The sequence below is a fragment of the Bacillus sp. S/N-304-OC-R1 genome (assembly GCF_019749375.1).
GTDB lineage: Bacteria > Bacillota > Bacilli > Bacillales > Cytobacillaceae > Cytobacillus.
In genome coordinates this window covers 78723-95608 of the sequence record NZ_JACWFE010000020.1, presented here as the reverse complement: position 1 = coordinate 95608, position 16886 = coordinate 78723, and the positions used below count along the sequence as shown (strand labels likewise).

Here is a 16886-nt window from a genome sequence, read left to right as displayed (position 1 = left end):
TCCTTCCGTAATGTAGCTCTGATTTGGTTTGTTTTTTTCAGTAACATTCTAACCAAATTAACCTACGATGTTACGAGTAAGGAGCTAGTTTCGTTCATGATAACTCGGCATAATGCCTGCGGGGTCTCCCGCTTCCCTCCATTCCCGCAGGAGTCAAGCGCCCTCCGCTCCAACCAACTCAGTATTCAAATAAAGATTCTTTCTTTTCAAACAGCCTTTAACAAAAAAGCCTATTGATTTAACGCCTGAGCTGCCGTAATTAACGCCAGTTTATAAACATCCTCCTCATTACACCCGCGGGAAAGGTCATTGACCGGTTGATTTAACCCTTGTAAAATCGGTCCAATTGCCTCGAAATTCCCTAGGCGCTGAGCTATTTTGTAGCCGATATTCCCTGCCTCCAAGCTTGGGAAAATAAACACATTGGCATCTCCCTGAATAGGCGAATCTGGTGCCTTTTTCTTGGCAACAGAAGGGACAAACGCTGCATCAAACTGGAATTCTCCATCAATTAAGAGCTGCGGATTCCTCTTTTTCACTTCTTCTAAAGCAGCAATAACCTTATCTGTTTCCGGAGATTTCGCAGATCCTTTAGTCGAAAAGCTGAGCATGGCAACCCTTGGCTCTATATCAAACATGTTCGCTGTTTTAGCACTCTCTATCGCAATCTCCGCTAGATCTTGGCTATCCGGGGCTATATTAATAGCACAATCGGCAAAGACGTACTCTTCGTCCTCTCGAACCATAATGAAGACACCTGATGTTTTCCGGACTCCTTCAATCGTTTTAATAATTTGCAGAGCTGGACGAACGGTATCTGCTGTAGAATGGGCGGCCCCACTAACAAGCCCGTCTGCTTTTTTCATATAGACAAGCATCGTGCCAAAGTAGTTTTCATCTAAGAGGATTTTTCTTGCTTCCTCTTCTGTTGCTTTTCCTTTTCGTCTTTCCACAAAGGCAGCAGCCATTTCATCCATTTCTGGATATTCGCTTGGATCATAGATTTCTGCACCTTCCAATGAGATATTGGATTCCTTTGCCTTTTCCTCAATTTCACTCGTTTTCCCTATTAAAATGGGAGTCACTACTTTTTCTTCCGCTAGCCTTCCCGCCGCCGCCAAAATGCGATTGTCCGTTCCTTCTGGGAAAACAATTTTAATATTCTTTCCCTTTACTTTTTCCTGCAGCTTTTTAAATAGCTTGATCATGTTATCATCTCCGTTTGGCTAATTTCCATTTCATATTTTATTAATCTTATATTTAATCTACGACTCGATGCTCGTAACGTCAAATAACAATCTTACTATTTGCACCCTGTAACAAAATATCCACAAATTCGCCATACTATACGGTTTTCTAATACTTTTTAAAGTTTTATTAAGATGGTTAAATGGGAAAACTATGTTATAGTATTGGTGTATTAAAAGTATACCTTGTTAGACAACTGTCTAGCTAAAGCATTTCTTAGTACATATTAGGAGTGATCGTAATGAGTGAAGCAGCAAAAACGCTTGAAGGCTGGTACAGCTTACATGACTTCCGTGCAATTGATTGGACATCCTGGAAATTGCTTTCTAGTGATGAGCGCCAAGCAGCTATCCATGAGTTCTTATCATTAGTTGATAAGTGGAACGGAGTTCAAAGCGAGAAAAAAGGCAGCCACGCATTATATACAATCGTAGGGCAAAAAGCTGATTTTATGATGATGGTATTAAGACCAACATTAGAAGAATTAAATGAAATTGAAAATGAGTTCAATAAGACGAAGCTAGCAGAATATACAGTTCCTGTTTATTCATATGTATCTGTGGTAGAGCTAAGTAATTACCTGCCTTCTGACCAAGATCCATACCAAAGTCCTGAAATTCTTGCTCGTCTTTATCCAACTTTGCCTAAGGCTAAGCATGTATGCTTCTATCCAATGGACAAACGCCGCCAAGGCAATGACAACTGGTACATGCTTCCGATGGAAGATCGCCGCAGCATGATGCGCAGCCATGGAATGATTGGCCGCCAGTATGCAGGGAAGGTTAAGCAAATCATTACAGGTTCTGTTGGTTTTGATGATTACGAATGGGGCGTTACATTATTCTCTGATGATGCTCTACAATTCAAAAAGCTTGTTTATGAAATGCGCTTTGATGAAGTAAGTGCGCGCTATGGCGAATTTGGTTCCTTCTTCGTAGGAAATCTGCTTGAAGAAAACCAAGTAGGCAAATTGCTTCATGTAAATTAATTTATTAAGAGGGTGTCCCAAAAGTATAACTTTTATGGGCACCCTCTTTTGTTTAGCCTATTAACATGTTCCGTTGATTTCCGTTCCAGGCGCTTCGCTTTCCGCGGGGCAAACGTTGAGCCTCCTCGTCGCTAACGCTCCTGCGGGGTCTCACCTGTCCGCTTTTCCCGCAGGATACTGAGTGGTCATCCTTGAAATTACACCGCACGAACAAAATGCGTATGCATTTTGGAGGAGTCTTCGCGCCTTCCACTCCAATCAACTTAGTGCAAAAAGGCAAAAATCATTTCATTACTATAAAGAAATTCAATTTTAACTACCTTTTGGGTTAGCCTCTTTTTTCTTTTCTAGCCCCTCCCGCCTAACATCCCCTTACCCCATTATTTTCATAAAAATTGGCATAATAAAACAGGCTGGCACATACTAATGAAATAGTGAGTGATGATCCTATTCTTAGTATGTTTTTGCATTTTTTCCATCAAGGCATCTAGATAAAATATCCGGCAATCTATTAAATAATATTCTCTCTTCCCTTGAGGAAATAAAATTCCACTATACTTCAAGGTTATTATTTTTATGAAAGAAAAGGAAGTGGAGCTTACAGTTAATGCTGGCTACAGGCTCCGCTTTGCGCCGCCATTTTAATATAGAATAAAACTCTTTATAAAATGGGGGTGCTCTAAACATCATTAATAAGACTTTATCGTTTTGGGAGGGGAAAAAATGAGTCAATCAAATTTTAATCAATATGGTACACCTTATTATGGGCAGCCTATGGCTGGAGTACAATCACAAAGGCCAACATATGGAAGCCAACCGGTTATGCCGCAAATGGGTACCGTTCCTCAAACAACAGGAATGATGCCAACAGTTCCGCAAATGGCTGGAATGGCCCCCACTGGAGGAGTTATGCCGCCGACTGGAATGAGCGCACCTGCTTCAGGTCCTCAAATCCCTGGCATGCTTCCTATTGAGCAGTCTTATATTGAGAACATCCTTCGTTTGAACAAAGGAAAGCTTGCTACCGTATACGCTACGTTTGAGAACAATAGAGAATGGAATGCTAAAAAGTTTGAAGGAATTATCGAGGCGGCAGGCAGAGATCACTTAATCATCAGTGATCCTCAAACAGGAATGAGATATTTAATCCCGATGGTTTATGTAGATTATGTTACATTCCCTGAAGAAATTGAATATGAATACCCAGGATTCACACCGTCCGGAATGCTGTCTCAGTTTAGCCCGAGATAAACGAAAAGCGGAAGCGCCTTGACCAGCGCCGTATGGACTGGACCGCCACCGACGAGATAAAGGAAACACGAAGAGCGATAGTGATTCGATGTTGACTTATCGTAGGAGGGGGAGGGAAGTCCAATAGGCGCTAGGCGCTGGAGCTAGACATTTCTCAAACTCAAAAAAGTAATACTAAATATATAAAACAAAGGAAGCTCTGACATCTGTCGTCAGAGCTTCCTTTGTGTTTACTCCTATAAATACTTAACGGCTGCAATAATTATCAGCACCCATGCCGCTAAGAAGGATACACCGCCTAGTGGTGTAATGGCGCCAAGTACACTGATTTTTGTGACTGTCAGCAAGTATAGACTCCCTGAGAAAAGAATGATCCCAATGAACATCGTCCAGCCAGACCATGTTAATAAGGAACTCGCCGGCAGTTTGCCGAGCAGTACGCCAATAATTAGAAGACCAGTAGCATGGAACATTTGATATTGCACACCCGTTTTCCAAATTTCCATATACTTCGGTTCTACCACTTTTTCAAGACCATGAGCACCAAAAGCTCCTAGCGCTACTGATAAAAAAGCATTTATAGCACCTAAAATAATAAATAATTTCATAGCTATCCCTCACATTCCTCTTTAAAAATCAAATAATGATTCTCCATTTGCACTCTCATCTATTTCCATTCGCTTTGGCTGCCCAATAGATGCAGGCTGAACCGGCTGCAGGGCTGGGGCAATATATGTACTAATTGAAGAAGATACTTCCTTTTCATCTGCAGGTTCGTCGAGAATTAATTCACACAAGGATTTCATTGCTTGAACTCTTTCCCGAAGTCTTGCCGTTGTTGAACTATTCCTTGCTTCGTTTAATTCCTTTTCTATTTTTCCAAGCAGCTGTTGTACAGAAATGTTCAATTCCATCACCCTTTAGCTATTATAATTCCCAATAAACACCTTGACAAAGCCAAGTTTTTTACTAGTTCTCCTTCTTTTCAAAACGCAGGCAAGGCTGTCCAGACGCCTTCAATACTTCCATAGACGGCAGCTTCGCCGTTTTAAATTGAAATGCTTTACAGCCTTTTGGAAATCTCTGATCCCAAGTAACATAGAAATATTTACATTTAAAACAGTCAATTCTCTTCGAATTCATCTATTCAATCCCCAAATTTTCATTTTCATTATACATAATAGCATACGGATTTTCGATTAGACTGTCTTAGATGCACAATTTAGCAAATATTGTCTGTTTCACGTGAAACAGGGCGAATTCTGTTGAAAAAGCCCAAAAAATAGTCCTAACCATAAAGGTTAGGAACCACACCTCTTATCGCTATCCGAGCAAACGCTGATAAATGGTTTTCGCCTGGTTTAAATCCTTTGTACCGTGGATAAGTGCTCGTCCGTCATTAAAAACAACCAAACGCTGTTCACCCATTTCAACAGAAAGTAAGTAAGGATTGCCCTTCACCTGATAACCAAGAGACTGTAACTGGCGGGATAACTCCCCTAACTGAAGTTTCTGTTGTCTTGGAGGGCGGATTTGAACCGTATCTCTTCCGCAAAGAACAGTTGATTTCGTCATGTTTTCACTATCTAAATACGGATACGTTCTCGTTTCCCCGCAGGATAAACAGCCCTTATCCTTTGCCTTCGATACCTTCATGCTTGTATATTGATTTCTCCATAAATCAAAGCTAACGAATGATGTCCTAATCGCTTCCCAATCTTCTACCAACATTTTTAAAGCCTCTGCAGACTGGTGGGAAATCACCATTTGTACAGTTGGCGCAATAATTCCCCCGGTATCACACGTCATTCCTTGGATAGGAACTGTTTTAAGCAAGCAATTCAAACATGGTGTCTTTCCAGGGATAATGGTCATGCTCATCCCAAAGCTGCCGACACATCCGCCATAAATCCAAGGAACTTTATGCTTTTGAGATAGATCATTCATCATCATTCTCGTCTCAAAATTATCCGTAGCATCAATCATTAAATCGACATCTTGAATCAGCTCCTCCACCAATTGAGGAGTGGCATCCGCAATCACTGCATGAATAGTGACGTCTGAATTGATTGCTTGCAGACGCTGCTTCGCCGCTGCGGCTTTCGGAAGCTTATCAAGGGCATCCTGCTCTGTATATAGCTGCTGGCGCTGAAGATTGCTCGCCTCCACATAATCACGGTCAATAATGGTCAGCTTTCCAATACCAGCCCTCGTTAAAATTTCAGCATTTCCAGAACCTAATGCACCCGCACCAATCATTAATACATGCTTTGAACGGATTTTTTCCTGTCCCACTTTCCCGATGTATGGAAAAAGCGTCTGCCGGGAATATCTTTCATCCATGAACAAAACTCCTTATCATCCCCCGCTAACTGGAGGAATAAATGCGATGGTGTCCCCATCTTGAATGACCTCATCATTAGAAGCAAACTCTTCATTAACAGCCGTCATGGCATTTTCTAGATTAACCTTCTCAAACTTTTCCGCTAGTAGCCCTTTCAGCTCTGCAACGGTTTTACCGCTCGCTTCCAGCACAATAGACTCTTCTCCAACGGCGTCCCGTAAATGGGCAAAAAACAAAATCTTATTCATTTAAGTCACTCTCCTCCGGTTTTCCTTTTGGATAAGCAACGGTTTCAAGCTGGTTTCCGATCCATTCTTCCCCATCTTCCCAATGCTCCTTTTTCCAAATAGGAACAATCTCCTTAATCCGCTCAATAGCATAGCGATTTGCCTCGTAAGCATCTGCGCGATGTGGAGTTGAAACAGCAATGACTACTGCGATATCTGTAATATCCAGCTTGCCGACACGATGAGTGATCGCTACCTCTGCCCCGCTCCAGCGCTCCTTTATTTCATTGCCAATTTGCTCAAGCTTCTTAACCGCCATTGATTCATAAGCTTCATAAATTAAGTACAGCGTCTTTTTCCCATGAGTGAGTTCCCGAACCGTCCCGATAAAGGTTGTAATCGCCCCGGCCTCTCTCTGGATAACCTTGTCAATGACCTCTTGAATAACAATCGGCTCTTTTGAAATTTCATAGAACTTCAAGCTATCCCCTCCCTAGATATCCGTTTTAATTTCCCATTTATTTAAAATTTATTACTACCAACATACCAAATTTTGCAAAGGAATCCAAAAAGGATGCCTTTATTTACAGTTTAAATCTGCGGCTATTTTTAAAGCCTTTTTGAATTCCTCCGGATGATTCATATTAAAGAAGTGCTGTTCCTGAAAGGTATACTGTAATATAGGAAAATCAGCCTCTGTCATTAGCTTACAATGAATATGATTTAAAAACTGTCTGACTTTTAGCTCTCGCTTTTGCAAAAATTGAAGAATGATGCCCAGTGCATCCTTTCGATAAGCTGCAAACAATGGATGAAGCTGCCCATCAATCTCGGGCACTGCAGCCTGATATTGATCCAAAAGATTGAGGAGGATGCCGCCTAACCCTGCAGAAACAAACGGCATATCACAAGCAACAACGAGATTTTTCACTGTTTGCGATGCGCTTAACCCTGCGTGAATCCCAGCTAATGGCCCCATATCCCTCCATTGGTCTTGAACCATTGGAAGCCCTAAAAATTGATATTCTTCAAAGGTATTCGTAACAATCAAAATATCGGAGACAGTCTTGCTAAGCTCTTGGACTATTCTTTCGATCACTGTTTTGCCGTCAATCATTAACAAAGCCTTATTTGTCCCCATTCTACTTGACTTGCCGCCAGCCATAATAATCCCGGTAGCCTGCATGCTCTCACCTTCTTATAGGCATAATACCCTCAATTTACCTATCTCTGTATCAACCTTCAAATCTCTTTTCCTAAGTATACTCTTTACTATAGTATCAGGCATGTATTTCTTTTTCGCTTATAGGATGGACAGAGTGACCTTGACGCATTTTCTTTTATACGTAACTTTTCCAAAGACAGAAAAACATCCTCCTAAATACTCATTCTCGGTCATAATAGTGAAGACCTTCTGGAAATAAAAGCCTGTACATTAAAGTTTCGACAGGTTATAAATATTGATATAATAAAAAATGGAAAGGTTTATGATCATTACACCTGAATTTTTTGGGAGGAAATGCTACATGACAATGAAAAAAGTTCTAACAATAGCAGGCTCAGATACAAGTGGGGGTGCCGGAATTCAGGCTGACCTAAAAACATTTCAGGAGCTTGGCGTATACGGGATGACAGCTCTTACAACCATCGTAACAATGGATCCGAAAAACAACTGGAATCATAATGTGTTCCCGATTGCAATCGATACACTAAAGGCGCAGCTCGAAACAATTCTTTCAACAGGCATTGATGCAATGAAAACAGGTATGCTAGGTTCTGTTGAAATTATTGAGGTTGCAGCAAAAACAATTGATGAAAATAAATTAGATAAAGTGGTCATCGACCCTGTTTTAGTATGTAAAGGCGAAGATGAAGTTCTTCACCCTGAAACAGCTGATGCATTAAGAAATATTCTTGTTCCTCGCGCAACAGTTGTTACTCCTAACCTTTTTGAAGCAGGACAGTTGGCAAAAACAGGTCCAATCAAAACAGTGGAGGACATGAAGAAAGCAGCGGCTAAAATCCATGAGCTTGGCGCTAAAAATGTTGTCGTTAAAGGCGGCAGCAAGCTAAACCACGATAAAGCTGTAGATGTTTTCTATGACGGAAAAGAATTTAAGCTATTAGAAACTGAGCTTATCAACACAACTTACACACATGGAGCAGGCTGCACATTTGCATCAGCGATTACAGCTGAGCTAGCTAAAGGAAAGTCAGTTGCAGAAGCAGTTGAAACAGCTAAAGATTTCATTACTGCTGCTATCAACCATGGTTTTAAATTAAATCAGTATGTTGGTCCGACTATGCACGGCGCATACCGCCTATATGGTGCTGGACGCACGGAAGGCAAATAATGAATAAGAGCATTCATAAAACAGAGTCCCTGTGGGCTCTGTTTTTTTGAAGCGTTAATTTCGCTTTTAGAAGCAGTTTTTAGTAAAATAAATGGGTATTGCTGAACTATTAAAAATCTGCTTTTTAATATATTAAATCGGAAAGGAGGCCCATTATGGAACCAGTGAACATAGAACAAATACAAAAAGAGATAGACCGCTTCGCAAAAAAAGATGTGTATATTCATTTAGAAACAACAAATGGTGCCTATGCTTCCCACTTTGATAAGTCCTTTTTCTCTTCGGGAGCTTATATACGAAATGCCCTGCTTCAATATGAGCATGGAAAGATTGTCGGAAAAGGACCTTATCGGGTTGGGCTAAAGATGAACTTCGGCTGGGTGTATGCAGAGGGAATTACCCACTTTGAAGTAGATGAAAAGGGGCGTCTCCTTTTAGCCGGACACGATTTTGAAGGCAAGCTGGCTGTCGCGCTGCAAATTGGCGAAACCCCATTCTAATGACAAGGATATTAGAAACTATAACAGAAAGGAGCTGCCAAAATGGAAAAAGAAAGACATGTGCTTGTCGTATTCCCTCATCCAGATGATGAGGCATTCGGTGTATCCGGTACGATTTCAGCCCATATTGAAAATGGGACACCTGTAACCTACGCTTGCCTGACATTAGGAGAAATGGGCCGAAATATGGGTAACCCACCTTTCGCCACAAGAGAGTCCTTGCCGCAAATTCGCAAACAGGAATTACAAAACGCGGCGGCCATATTAGGCATCAAGGACTTAAGAATGCTTGGCTATCGGGATAAAACAGTGGAGTTTGAAAATGAGGAAGTGGTTGCTGCTCACATTACTTCCATCATTAAAGATGTCAATCCTTCTTTAGTCATTACATTCTATCCTGGATATTCCGTGCACCCTGACCACGATGCTACAGGTGCAGCCGTTATTCGCGCAGTTCGTGAAATGCCTGCTGAAGAGCGTCCAAAGGTTCATTGCGTCGCCTTTTCTCATAATTGCGAAGCGGAAATTGGCCAGGCGGATATTGTTAATAATGTAGCAGCTTTTGTTGATAAAAAGCTCGCTACCATTAAAGCCCATGTTTCCCAAACTCAGCTTGTCGTCAGTCAAATGGCGATTAACTTAGAAAACCAGGATCCAGAATATGTAGCACGATTCCATAATGAAAGATTTTGGACATATCCGTTTTAAGCCTATGGATATAATCAAAAAAAATAAAAGCAGCTTTCCTTCACAAACTCAGGGAAAGCTGCTTTCTTCTCATTATTCTTCCTTCTTGCCCTCAAGCATTTCCTTTAAATACTCAAGCTGAAATCCATCTTCTTTTTTGATCATATCCACAATGAAGCGTTTGGTTAATTTCATGACGAGGCCGCTCGTCTTCACAAACGCATCGAACTCCACTTGGGTTCCTTCTTCAATTTCATGAAAGTTGTAGACATACTCAGTAATCAGCCCATTTGAGTTGCTTCTAGTTATAAAGGTTTGGTCTTGTTTATATTCGACAAATTCAATGTCCGCGTTTACCGTTTTTCCCCTTACTGAACGAGTCTCTTTTAATTTTGTCCCTTTTCCTATCGGTCCCTCTGTCAGCTTTTCCATTTTCACAACATTGGGCATCATTTCAGAGACATTTTCCATGCTTGCCATATAATGAAATACCTCTGACAACGGTTTATGAATAATAACACTTGAACGGAAATCTGCCATACATGCACCTCTGTCCTTTATTAGTATCTCTATTATACATGAAGGTTCTAAATTTATGACAGTACCCACTGTACATAAGAAACAGAGCTGAACAGGTATTTAGCTCTCCATTGCATGACTATTATTTGTAAATTTCCCAAGATAAGTGATTACTCACTTTACAAAAATTTGTAAGGCGCATACACTATTAGTGAGTGATTACTCACTTTTTAAAAAAGAGGTGAAGATCGTGAAAAATAATATTGTCTCTATTCTCCATGTGTCTAAAGCTTTTGGAAAACATCAGGTTCTTAAGGACATAAATCTAGAAATAGTTTCAGGTGAAATTTTTGGACTCCTTGGCCCTTCTGGTGCTGGAAAAACGACATTAGTTAAACAGCTTGTGGGGCTAGATCTGCCAACAGAAGGTGAAAATTATATCCTTCAAGAAAAAATGCCAAGCTTAAACCTCATTGAAAAAATCGGTTATATGGCACAATCAGATGCTCTGTACGGTGAACTTTCTGCTAAAGAAAATCTTGAATTTTTCGCATCTCTTTATGGATTAAAAGGAACAAAACGAAAAGTGCGAATTCAAGAGGTTATGGGAATTGTCTCTTTATCTGAGCATATGAATAAGCTTGTTTCCTCCTATTCCGGCGGGATGAAACGGCGTCTATCTCTTGCAATTGCTCTGCTTCATCAGCCTAAACTGCTTATTCTTGATGAACCGACAGTTGGCATTGATCCCGTTTTGAGAAAAAGTATTTGGGAGGCCTTTTATCAATTAAAAAACAGTGGAACAACGATAATCGTGACAACCCATGTGATGGATGAAGCGGAGAAATGTGATCGGCTGGGCATGATTCGGGATGGGAAACTAATTGCAGTTGGCACACCTGATGAACTGAAGGAAAAAACAAAGACCAATAATATTGAGGATGCATTCTTAGTATATGGAGGTGCTGATGAATGAGAATTACAGCTTTAGTTATTCGAATTCTTCGCCAGATAGTTCGAGATAAGCGAACAATCGCGTTACTAATATTTGCACCTATTCTTGTATTATCAATGCTCTACTTAGTCTTTAATGGGAACGATTATATTCCAAAGGTAGGACTGGTCAACATCCCTGAACAAATCGAGAATAAGCTAGATTTGGAGCATGCTGACATTACTCGATACGATTCCATAAATCAGGCTGAAAAGGATTTAAGCAAAAAAGCCCTCGATGGATATGTGCTATTCGAAAATCAGCAGCCTTCTGTTTTCTTAGAAGGAAGTGATCCTAGTGCTAACAGCTCTGTACTAAAATGGCTGCAGGATGCCTTAAAGCCATTACAGCATAGCGGTCCTCAAAAAGAAATAAAGATAGATTACTTGTATGGTTCAAGTGATATGGGGCAGTTTGATTACTTCGGTCCCATCCTATTAGGGTACTTCGTCTTCTTTTTTGTCTTCCTAATTGCTGGCGTTTCTTTCTTACGTGAAAGAACAACAGGTACACTTGAAAGACTGCTATCCAGCCCGCTTAGAAAATGGGAGATTGTTACCGGATATATAATTGGCTTTGGAATTTTTACAACGATTCAGGCTGCAATTATTGCTTGGTATACAATTTATGTGCTGAATATGATGATGGAGGGCGCTTTCGGGTTTGTTCTCCTGATTACGCTGCTCGTTTCCCTTACAGCCTTAACACTAGGAACATTGCTATCATCTTTTGCTAATAATGAGTTCCAGATGATTCAGTTTATACCACTCGTAATTGTTCCGCAGCTGTTTTTTTCGGGCCTCTTTAACCCTGAAACAATTTCAGATTGGCTAGGCTGGATTGGTCCATTGACTCCTCTCTATTATGCCAATGAAGCATTACGGGATGTCATGATTAGAGGATACGGCTGGGATATGATTTATCAGGACCTGCTCATATTAGCGGGATTTTCGCTGCTATTCATGATCCTGAATATTATGGCACTCAGAAAATATCGCCGTATATAGTTTTTGCTAAATTTCCTTTCCTATCATATCTTCATTTATAATGAACTTAATAGGATAAGTGAAAAAAGGAGTTGTTAATCATAGCAGAGCAAGATTCATTGATTACTCAACTTTTCGATAATGAAGATGAGTTAACAGATAAACAAAAAAAAATTATTCTAGCCGCGATTGAATCCTTTTCAGAGAAGGGCTATGCAGCTACCTCTACAAGTGAAATTGCAAAGAAAGCTGGCGTAGCGGAAGGGACTATCTTCCGGCATTATAAAACTAAGAAGGATTTGCTGCTGGGGATTGTTGCTCCTACAATGGCAAAATTACTGGCCCCCTTTGTCATCAAAGATTTGTATAAGGTGCTAGATACGAAGTATGAGCGGTTTGAAGATTTTCTTAGAGCAATGATGGAAAATAGAGTTGTTTTTGTAAAAAAGAATTTGCCTCTTATTAAAATATTGATTCAAGAAATCCCTTTTCACCCTGAGCTAAAGGAGCAATTTTTCGAACATATCGCGAAAAAGGTTTTTGAACGCTACGTCAAATTAACAGAGTATTATCAAGAAAAGGGGCAAATCATTTCTATTCCGCCACAACAAGTCATTCGATTAACCTTAACCACGATTATCGGCTATCTTTTCGGAAGGTATATTTTATTTCCAGAATCGAATTGGAACGACGAAGAGGAAATAGAAGCAACAATTGGATTCCTTTTACGCGCTCTTGGTGTCTGACACCGTTTGTGGACAATTGATAGTTTTTTCCATAGGGAGAGGACATTTAAATAGACAAAAAAGAGAACTGCCCTATCTTGTTGGAAGGGCAGTTCTCTTTTTTTGTAATGTATCGTCACTAAATAGATTAACTGTGGATTCGGCTGCCAATACCGCCACAATTTTCAACGAACAATAGGATTTTCCCGTGGTCTAGTTTCATTTCATATACATCTGCTTCTTCCTTGGAAAGCCCCATCTCTTGCATTTTATTGCGAAGGGAATCTCCCCTTCCTTCAAACAAATTCTTTAATGCAGTTCCCAGTCCTTCTTCCTTTAAACCAATCGTATTAATACCTAATTGGTCTGCCATTTCATTTGTCCGATCCCTTTCATGTGCTAGCACATACATTTGATCCGGCTGGACTCCACTGAATTCAAAAGCCTTTACTTCATTAAGAACTTCAATGGCATTATCACATTCTCTAACTATTAATTTTGTATTCATAGAAATCCCTCCATCGCTATTTTTAAAATGTGTTTTCCGGCTACTCACTGCAGCCTTGCTTAGTTACTACCACAGTCTGTCCCATATAAAACTATTTTTCTCCAGTTTAATATTTTTGTAATAGGTGTCATTTGCTAGTAAAGATAGTTTAATAGATATCATGTTTTAGAAGATTTAATCGGGGTAAACATATAAAAAATAGCAGGAGGTGACATCGAATAGGAGTATCCAACATGAAAAAAGGAGGATTTACTATGAGACAAACCTTGAGCATGAAGTCTGCAATGGCAGCAGGAGTCGGAGTATCAGCCGCATTATGGTTATCATCTAAACCCAATCGATTAAAGACGATGATCCTTCTAAGAGACTGGAAACGAAAAATTAAACCTTCACCTTTAGATAAAAGCAAAAATCTCCCCGTTGAAAAGGCAGGAAATCCTCATCCACAGGATATTGAGGATAATAAAATGGTCGATGAAGGGGCAGTGTATTCAGTGCAATATTATAATCAAAAAATGCAGTAAGAAGCTGGGGGCTAGCCCCAGCTTTTTTACTGCGCTGTCAATGGTATTCGATAAAGTTTATCATCCTTCGTCTGGGGGTTGCCGCGCCCATCCGTGTTATTGCTAATAAAGTAAAGATGGTGATCCGTTATGTATACATCCCGATTCCGACCTAGACCTGTAATAATTTCTCGCTGTTTCCCTGTTTGAACATTATATTCCAGAACAGCACTTCCTCTTAATGCGGCAACATAAAGCTTTCCATTAGCATAAGCCATTCCGGAAGGTGCCCATGTGTGATTCGCTCCAGAAGTAAACAATGGAGTTTCCATGCCCGATCGTTTCTCCTTACCTTTAATGATCGGCCAGCCATAGTTTTTCCCGGCGTATATCTGGTTGATTTCATCATTGGCTGAAGGACCGTGTTCACTTTCATATAGCTCCCCATCTGATGTCCAAGCTAGACCTTGAGGATTCCGGTGACCATAACTGTATACAAAGGAATCGGGGTACGGATTATCATGAGGAATCGAGCCATCTAAATTCATTCTTAATATTTTTCCCCCTAGCGAACCAAGGTCCTGAGCAATTTCCGGATTGGCAGCGGCATCACCTGTTGTGGCATATAATTTGCCATCTGGTCCGATTTTAAGTCTTCCGCCATGATGATATTGACCGCTCGGAATCTTATCTAGAAGCAGCCGCTTTTCCTGCCAAACATTATTTTCAAACTGAAGAACAACAATGCGGTTAAATTGACCCGCTTGATCGGAATAGGTGTAATAAGCAAAGGCTTCATTCGTTTGTAAAAAATCCGGTGAAAGCAGGAAGCCTAATAATCCTGCTTCAGCGGCAGTTGCAAGTGGCTTTTCCAATTCAACCCTTTGCCTCTCTGTTTTCCCATCTTCTATCTTTACAATTGTGCCAGGTCTTTCCGATAGATAAATAACATCTTCAACCATTGCAATCGACCAAGGTATTTGCAAATCATCTGCCAATACTTGCGGCTGTGATATAGGAACAGCCGCTTCCCGATTCACCTCCTCCCGCTTCTCCACGTTAGAACACCCCGTCATGACAACAACCGCCAGCAGTAAAATTGCTGCTATACGCGCCATCACTTTCCTCCTTTACACTCATATACTTATGTCATCCTTGGTTAACTAAATATACTTACTGCCCTCTCGTACACTCAAGCTCGGCAAACTAGTAGATTGTATAAAGGATCTCACTGAATCTGGACTCGTTTTAGAGTATTCTCGTAGGACCCAGCCAATAGCTTTTCTAATAAAAAATTCTTTACTGTCTTTATTTTGCTCGATATAACGGTATAAAAGCTTTTCATCTGTTCTTTCCTTGTACTTCAGCTGAAAAAGAATTGCTGTTCTCCGCAGCCAAAGATGATCACCATAAGCCCAGCTCTCGATTGTTTCCGTGATGACTTCCGGATGCTTTGCTGCAATAATGCCTACTGGCTTTGCAGCAAGGAAATCAACAGTATCCCACCATGATTTCGTTACAACTAAATGCTCCATTAAAGCGAGATGATTCTTCCCCAGCTTTTTCGAAACCTTATCGATGTAGTCCATAGCTGCGTATTGATATTCCCTTTCCTCCATATCCCATAGTGCTAAAATAAAGTCCGGTTGAAAATCTTGTTTTAAGATCCCGCTTTCCTCGAAAAATTGCCTGACCAGCACTTTTCGTTCTGGTGATTTTATCCCGAGAAAAGGAAAATGATTTTTCATGTAATTTTCCATCGGTATAGCTTTTTCAGGGTCACGATTCTGCTCAAATAAATCAACTAATAATTGAATCATTTTATGTACCTCGCTACATTTTTTTAGTTTATTTTAACCGATTATTCCCCTAAGAAAAAAGGCAGGACCGCTCGCTGCAGCCATGCCTGTTCAAGTTAAAATGGTCCATTGTTATGGTCATTCTTCAAATTATGCATATAAGATTCAACATAAGCTCTTTCAGATTCTGACACATGCTTATGATTTTCTTCAGGGTCAAAGCCTTTTAATCCGTTCTTTTTATTCCGCCAGTCCATTAAAACACCAAATCCGAGTAGTGATAGACAAAAAATGAGCAAATACCACATTTTTATCCCTCCTTACTTAATTTTAACATTATTTTGAAAATATAAAAAGAAATTCCTTTCATTTTTTGCTTGCATCTCCTGTTACGTTAGGATTTATGATGGAGTTAGAAAATAGTAGGGGGAATGATAATGACTGCTAAATATTCAATCGGCGAATTTGCTAAAAGAACTGGGACAACGATTAGAACACTCCATTATTACGATGAAATTAGTTTATTAAAGCCCGCTTTGACAACTGATTCTGGACGGAGGTTTTATTCTGACGATGATTTAGTTAAGCTGCAAAAGATTGTTTCACTGAAATATTTAGGCTATTCCCTAGAAAAAATTAGTGAGTTTATTCATTTACAGGATTGGAGCTTAAAAGATTCACTATCCTTTCAAAAAAAAGAAATGCTACAAAAGAAACAGCAGCTTGAAAATGTTATTCGAGCTCTCGATCACGCTCTGCTTATGATGGACAGTCATGGCAAAGTCGATTCCTCCATTTTTATTTCCCTCATTAAAAATATTCAAATGGAGGATGAACATAAGGAATGGCTGAAAGGATTCATTCATGAAGAAAAGGTCGAAAAACTATATAGTATCCCTGAGGAAAAACAGCTAGAAATGAATATAAAAACTCTTGAAATTTTTTCAGAGCTTAAGGAGCTATATGGACAGGATCCAGCAAGTAAAGACGTTCAGGAATTAATCAAAGATTATATGGGGATTGTCAATGAATTGACGGGAGATGACCTGAAACTCGTTCAGGATTTGTACGATAGCGGAATAGACATAGAAGATGAACCAAGCCTGTTTCACTCCCCATTTACTGCAGAAGAGGAGAATTGGCTGGCAAAAGCAATAGAAATCTATATAAAGAAAATGGGAATCGTTATGGATAAGAAAGCCTGATTGTGATGTATAAAGGAGGTTAGCTAACACAGACTAGTTAACCTCCTT

General features: G+C 40.1%; 23 protein-coding genes. 10 read left to right on the top strand and 13 right to left on the bottom strand.

Going from position 1 to position 16886, the window contains the following annotated elements; translation table 11 throughout:
• Positions 1–230 precede the first annotated feature (230 nt).
• Positions 231–1208: a phosphate acetyltransferase gene (gene pta / locus H0173_RS16155; RefSeq protein WP_221847534.1), complete on the bottom strand. Its 978-nt coding sequence runs from the start codon at positions 1206–1208 to the stop codon at positions 231–233.
• Between the two features lie 281 nt (positions 1209–1489).
• Between pta and hemQ the strand changes: the two genes are divergently transcribed.
• Both hemQ and gerQ read left to right on the top strand, forming a co-directional pair.
• Positions 1490–2236, top strand: a complete 747-nt coding sequence (hemQ, locus tag H0173_RS16150) for a hydrogen peroxide-dependent heme synthase (protein WP_221847533.1) — start codon at positions 1490–1492, stop codon at positions 2234–2236.
• Positions 2237–2959: 723 nt separating this feature from the next.
• The gene (gene gerQ / locus H0173_RS16145; RefSeq protein ID WP_396021252.1) at positions 2960–3487 is read left to right on the top strand and encodes a spore coat protein GerQ; all 528 of its coding nucleotides are present in this window, start codon (positions 2960–2962) and stop codon (positions 3485–3487) included.
• A gap of 236 nt (positions 3488–3723) precedes the next feature.
• Here gerQ and H0173_RS16140 read toward each other — a convergent pair whose 3' ends face one another.
• The 7 genes from H0173_RS16140 to mobA form a co-directional block, all read right to left on the bottom strand.
• Positions 3724–4095, bottom strand: coding sequence for a DUF423 domain-containing protein (locus tag H0173_RS16140; protein ID WP_221847532.1), 372 nt, complete (start codon positions 4093–4095; stop codon positions 3724–3726).
• 21 nt (positions 4096–4116) lie between these two features.
• Complete coding sequence (locus tag H0173_RS16135; RefSeq protein ID WP_260631223.1) at positions 4117–4401, bottom strand: YwdI family protein; 285 nt, start codon at positions 4399–4401, stop codon at positions 4117–4119.
• A gap of 55 nt (positions 4402–4456) precedes the next feature.
• Positions 4457–4630, bottom strand: a complete 174-nt coding sequence (locus tag H0173_RS16130) for a uracil-DNA glycosylase (protein ID WP_221847530.1) — start codon at positions 4628–4630, stop codon at positions 4457–4459.
• 180 nt (positions 4631–4810) lie between these two features.
• Complete coding sequence (locus H0173_RS16125; RefSeq protein ID WP_221847529.1) at positions 4811–5830, bottom strand: thiazole biosynthesis adenylyltransferase ThiF; 1020 nt, start codon at positions 5828–5830, stop codon at positions 4811–4813.
• A gap of 15 nt (positions 5831–5845) precedes the next feature.
• On the bottom strand, positions 5846–6079 hold the full coding sequence (gene moaD, locus H0173_RS16120) for a molybdopterin converting factor subunit 1 (protein ID WP_221847528.1): 234 nt from the start codon (positions 6077–6079) through the stop codon (positions 5846–5848).
• Positions 6072–6539, bottom strand: coding sequence for a molybdenum cofactor biosynthesis protein MoaE (locus H0173_RS16115; RefSeq protein ID WP_221847527.1), 468 nt, complete (start codon positions 6537–6539; stop codon positions 6072–6074). Before H0173_RS16115 ends, moaD begins: the two co-directional genes overlap by 8 nt.
• Before the next feature lie 99 nt (positions 6540–6638).
• Complete coding sequence (mobA, locus tag H0173_RS16110) at positions 6639–7244, bottom strand: molybdenum cofactor guanylyltransferase (protein WP_221847526.1); 606 nt, start codon at positions 7242–7244, stop codon at positions 6639–6641.
• Between the two features lie 340 nt (positions 7245–7584).
• Here mobA and pdxK point away from each other — a divergent pair, with 340 nt between their 5' ends.
• The 3 genes from pdxK to bshB2 all read left to right on the top strand — a co-directional run bounded on the left by pdxK (position 7585) and on the right by bshB2 (position 9620).
• Entirely contained in the window at positions 7585–8412 is an 828-nt protein-coding gene (pdxK, locus tag H0173_RS16105; protein WP_221847525.1) for a pyridoxine/pyridoxal/pyridoxamine kinase, read from the top strand.
• 155 nt (positions 8413–8567) lie between these two features.
• Positions 8568–8912 (top strand): YojF family protein, encoded by a 345-nt coding sequence (locus H0173_RS16100; RefSeq protein WP_221847524.1) that lies wholly within the window; start codon positions 8568–8570, stop codon positions 8910–8912.
• Positions 8913–8954: 42 nt separating this feature from the next.
• Entirely contained in the window at positions 8955–9620 is a 666-nt protein-coding gene (gene bshB2 / locus H0173_RS16095) for a bacillithiol biosynthesis deacetylase BshB2 (protein WP_221847523.1), read from the top strand.
• A 72-nt stretch (positions 9621–9692) separates the two neighbouring features.
• Here the strand turns inward: bshB2 and H0173_RS16090 are convergent, their stop codons facing one another.
• Positions 9693–10139, bottom strand: a complete 447-nt coding sequence (locus H0173_RS16090; RefSeq protein WP_221847522.1) for an SRPBCC family protein — start codon at positions 10137–10139, stop codon at positions 9693–9695.
• A 229-nt stretch (positions 10140–10368) separates the two neighbouring features.
• Between H0173_RS16090 and H0173_RS16085 the strand changes: the two genes are divergently transcribed.
• From H0173_RS16085 to H0173_RS16075, 3 genes are all read left to right on the top strand, one after another.
• Entirely contained in the window at positions 10369–11094 is a 726-nt protein-coding gene (locus tag H0173_RS16085) for an ABC transporter ATP-binding protein (RefSeq protein ID WP_221847521.1), read from the top strand.
• Positions 11091–12119 carry an ABC transporter permease gene (locus H0173_RS16080; RefSeq protein ID WP_221847520.1) on the top strand — a complete coding sequence of 343 codons (1029 nt, stop codon included), beginning with the start codon at positions 11091–11093 and terminating at the stop codon, positions 12117–12119. Before H0173_RS16085 ends, H0173_RS16080 begins: the two co-directional genes overlap by 4 nt.
• An 80-nt stretch (positions 12120–12199) precedes the next feature.
• Positions 12200–12844, top strand: coding sequence for a TetR/AcrR family transcriptional regulator (locus tag H0173_RS16075; protein ID WP_221847542.1), 645 nt, complete (start codon positions 12200–12202; stop codon positions 12842–12844).
• Between the two features lie 127 nt (positions 12845–12971).
• Here the strand turns inward: H0173_RS16075 and H0173_RS16070 are convergent, their stop codons facing one another.
• Positions 12972–13331, bottom strand: a complete 360-nt coding sequence (locus H0173_RS16070; protein WP_221847519.1) for a YflT domain-containing protein — start codon at positions 13329–13331, stop codon at positions 12972–12974.
• A 254-nt stretch (positions 13332–13585) separates the two neighbouring features.
• On the opposite strand from H0173_RS16070, the gene H0173_RS16065 reads away from it, so the two are divergent.
• The gene (locus tag H0173_RS16065; protein WP_221847518.1) at positions 13586–13855 is read left to right on the top strand and encodes a hypothetical protein; all 270 of its coding nucleotides are present in this window, start codon (positions 13586–13588) and stop codon (positions 13853–13855) included.
• A gap of 26 nt (positions 13856–13881) precedes the next feature.
• Here H0173_RS16065 and H0173_RS16060 read toward each other — a convergent pair whose 3' ends face one another.
• From H0173_RS16060 to H0173_RS16050, 3 genes are all read right to left on the bottom strand, one after another.
• Complete coding sequence (locus H0173_RS16060; protein WP_221847517.1) at positions 13882–14952, bottom strand: PQQ-dependent sugar dehydrogenase; 1071 nt, start codon at positions 14950–14952, stop codon at positions 13882–13884.
• Positions 14953–14997: 45 nt separating this feature from the next.
• Positions 14998–15654 carry a DNA alkylation repair protein gene (locus tag H0173_RS16055; protein WP_221847516.1) on the bottom strand — a complete coding sequence of 219 codons (657 nt, stop codon included), beginning with the start codon at positions 15652–15654 and terminating at the stop codon, positions 14998–15000.
• A gap of 95 nt (positions 15655–15749) precedes the next feature.
• The gene (locus H0173_RS16050; protein ID WP_221847515.1) at positions 15750–15941 is read right to left on the bottom strand and encodes a hypothetical protein; all 192 of its coding nucleotides are present in this window, start codon (positions 15939–15941) and stop codon (positions 15750–15752) included.
• A 129-nt stretch (positions 15942–16070) separates the two neighbouring features.
• On the opposite strand from H0173_RS16050, the gene H0173_RS16045 reads away from it, so the two are divergent.
• The gene (locus H0173_RS16045) at positions 16071–16838 is read left to right on the top strand and encodes a MerR family transcriptional regulator (protein ID WP_221847514.1); all 768 of its coding nucleotides are present in this window, start codon (positions 16071–16073) and stop codon (positions 16836–16838) included.
• Positions 16839–16886: the final 48 nt, after the last annotated feature.

What these genes read in the sequence shown, in the direction of transcription:
- pta (WP_221847534.1), bottom strand. Translation starts at nt 1,208, where the DNA reads ATGATCAAGCTATTTAAAAAGCTGCAGGAAAAAGTAAAGGGAAAGAAT.
- hemQ (WP_221847533.1), top strand. Translation starts at nt 1,490, where the DNA reads ATGAGTGAAGCAGCAAAAACGCTTGAAGGCTGGTACAGCTTACATGAC.
- gerQ (WP_396021252.1), top strand. Translation starts at nt 2,960, where the DNA reads ATGAGTCAATCAAATTTTAATCAATATGGTACACCTTATTATGGGCAG.
- H0173_RS16140 (WP_221847532.1), bottom strand. Translation starts at nt 4,095, where the DNA reads ATGAAATTATTTATTATTTTAGGTGCTATAAATGCTTTTTTATCAGTA.
- H0173_RS16135 (WP_260631223.1), bottom strand. Translation starts at nt 4,401, where the DNA reads ATGGAATTGAACATTTCTGTACAACAGCTGCTTGGAAAAATAGAAAAG.
- H0173_RS16130 (WP_221847530.1), bottom strand. Translation starts at nt 4,630, where the DNA reads ATGAATTCGAAGAGAATTGACTGTTTTAAATGTAAATATTTCTATGTT.
- H0173_RS16125 (WP_221847529.1), bottom strand. Translation starts at nt 5,830, where the DNA reads ATGGATGAAAGATATTCCCGGCAGACGCTTTTTCCATACATCGGGAAA.
- moaD (WP_221847528.1), bottom strand. Translation starts at nt 6,079, where the DNA reads ATGAATAAGATTTTGTTTTTTGCCCATTTACGGGACGCCGTTGGAGAA.
- mobA (WP_221847526.1), bottom strand. Translation starts at nt 7,244, where the DNA reads ATGCAGGCTACCGGGATTATTATGGCTGGCGGCAAGTCAAGTAGAATG.
- pdxK (WP_221847525.1), top strand. Translation starts at nt 7,585, where the DNA reads ATGACAATGAAAAAAGTTCTAACAATAGCAGGCTCAGATACAAGTGGG.
- H0173_RS16100 (WP_221847524.1), top strand. Translation starts at nt 8,568, where the DNA reads ATGGAACCAGTGAACATAGAACAAATACAAAAAGAGATAGACCGCTTC.
- bshB2 (WP_221847523.1), top strand. Translation starts at nt 8,955, where the DNA reads ATGGAAAAAGAAAGACATGTGCTTGTCGTATTCCCTCATCCAGATGAT.
- H0173_RS16090 (WP_221847522.1), bottom strand. Translation starts at nt 10,139, where the DNA reads ATGGCAGATTTCCGTTCAAGTGTTATTATTCATAAACCGTTGTCAGAG.
- H0173_RS16080 (WP_221847520.1), top strand. Translation starts at nt 11,091, where the DNA reads ATGAGAATTACAGCTTTAGTTATTCGAATTCTTCGCCAGATAGTTCGA.
- H0173_RS16070 (WP_221847519.1), bottom strand. Translation starts at nt 13,331, where the DNA reads ATGAATACAAAATTAATAGTTAGAGAATGTGATAATGCCATTGAAGTT.
- H0173_RS16065 (WP_221847518.1), top strand. Translation starts at nt 13,586, where the DNA reads ATGAGACAAACCTTGAGCATGAAGTCTGCAATGGCAGCAGGAGTCGGA.
- H0173_RS16060 (WP_221847517.1), bottom strand. Translation starts at nt 14,952, where the DNA reads ATGGCGCGTATAGCAGCAATTTTACTGCTGGCGGTTGTTGTCATGACG.
- H0173_RS16055 (WP_221847516.1), bottom strand. Translation starts at nt 15,654, where the DNA reads ATGATTCAATTATTAGTTGATTTATTTGAGCAGAATCGTGACCCTGAA.
- H0173_RS16050 (WP_221847515.1), bottom strand. Translation starts at nt 15,941, where the DNA reads ATGTGGTATTTGCTCATTTTTTGTCTATCACTACTCGGATTTGGTGTT.
- H0173_RS16045 (WP_221847514.1), top strand. Translation starts at nt 16,071, where the DNA reads ATGACTGCTAAATATTCAATCGGCGAATTTGCTAAAAGAACTGGGACA.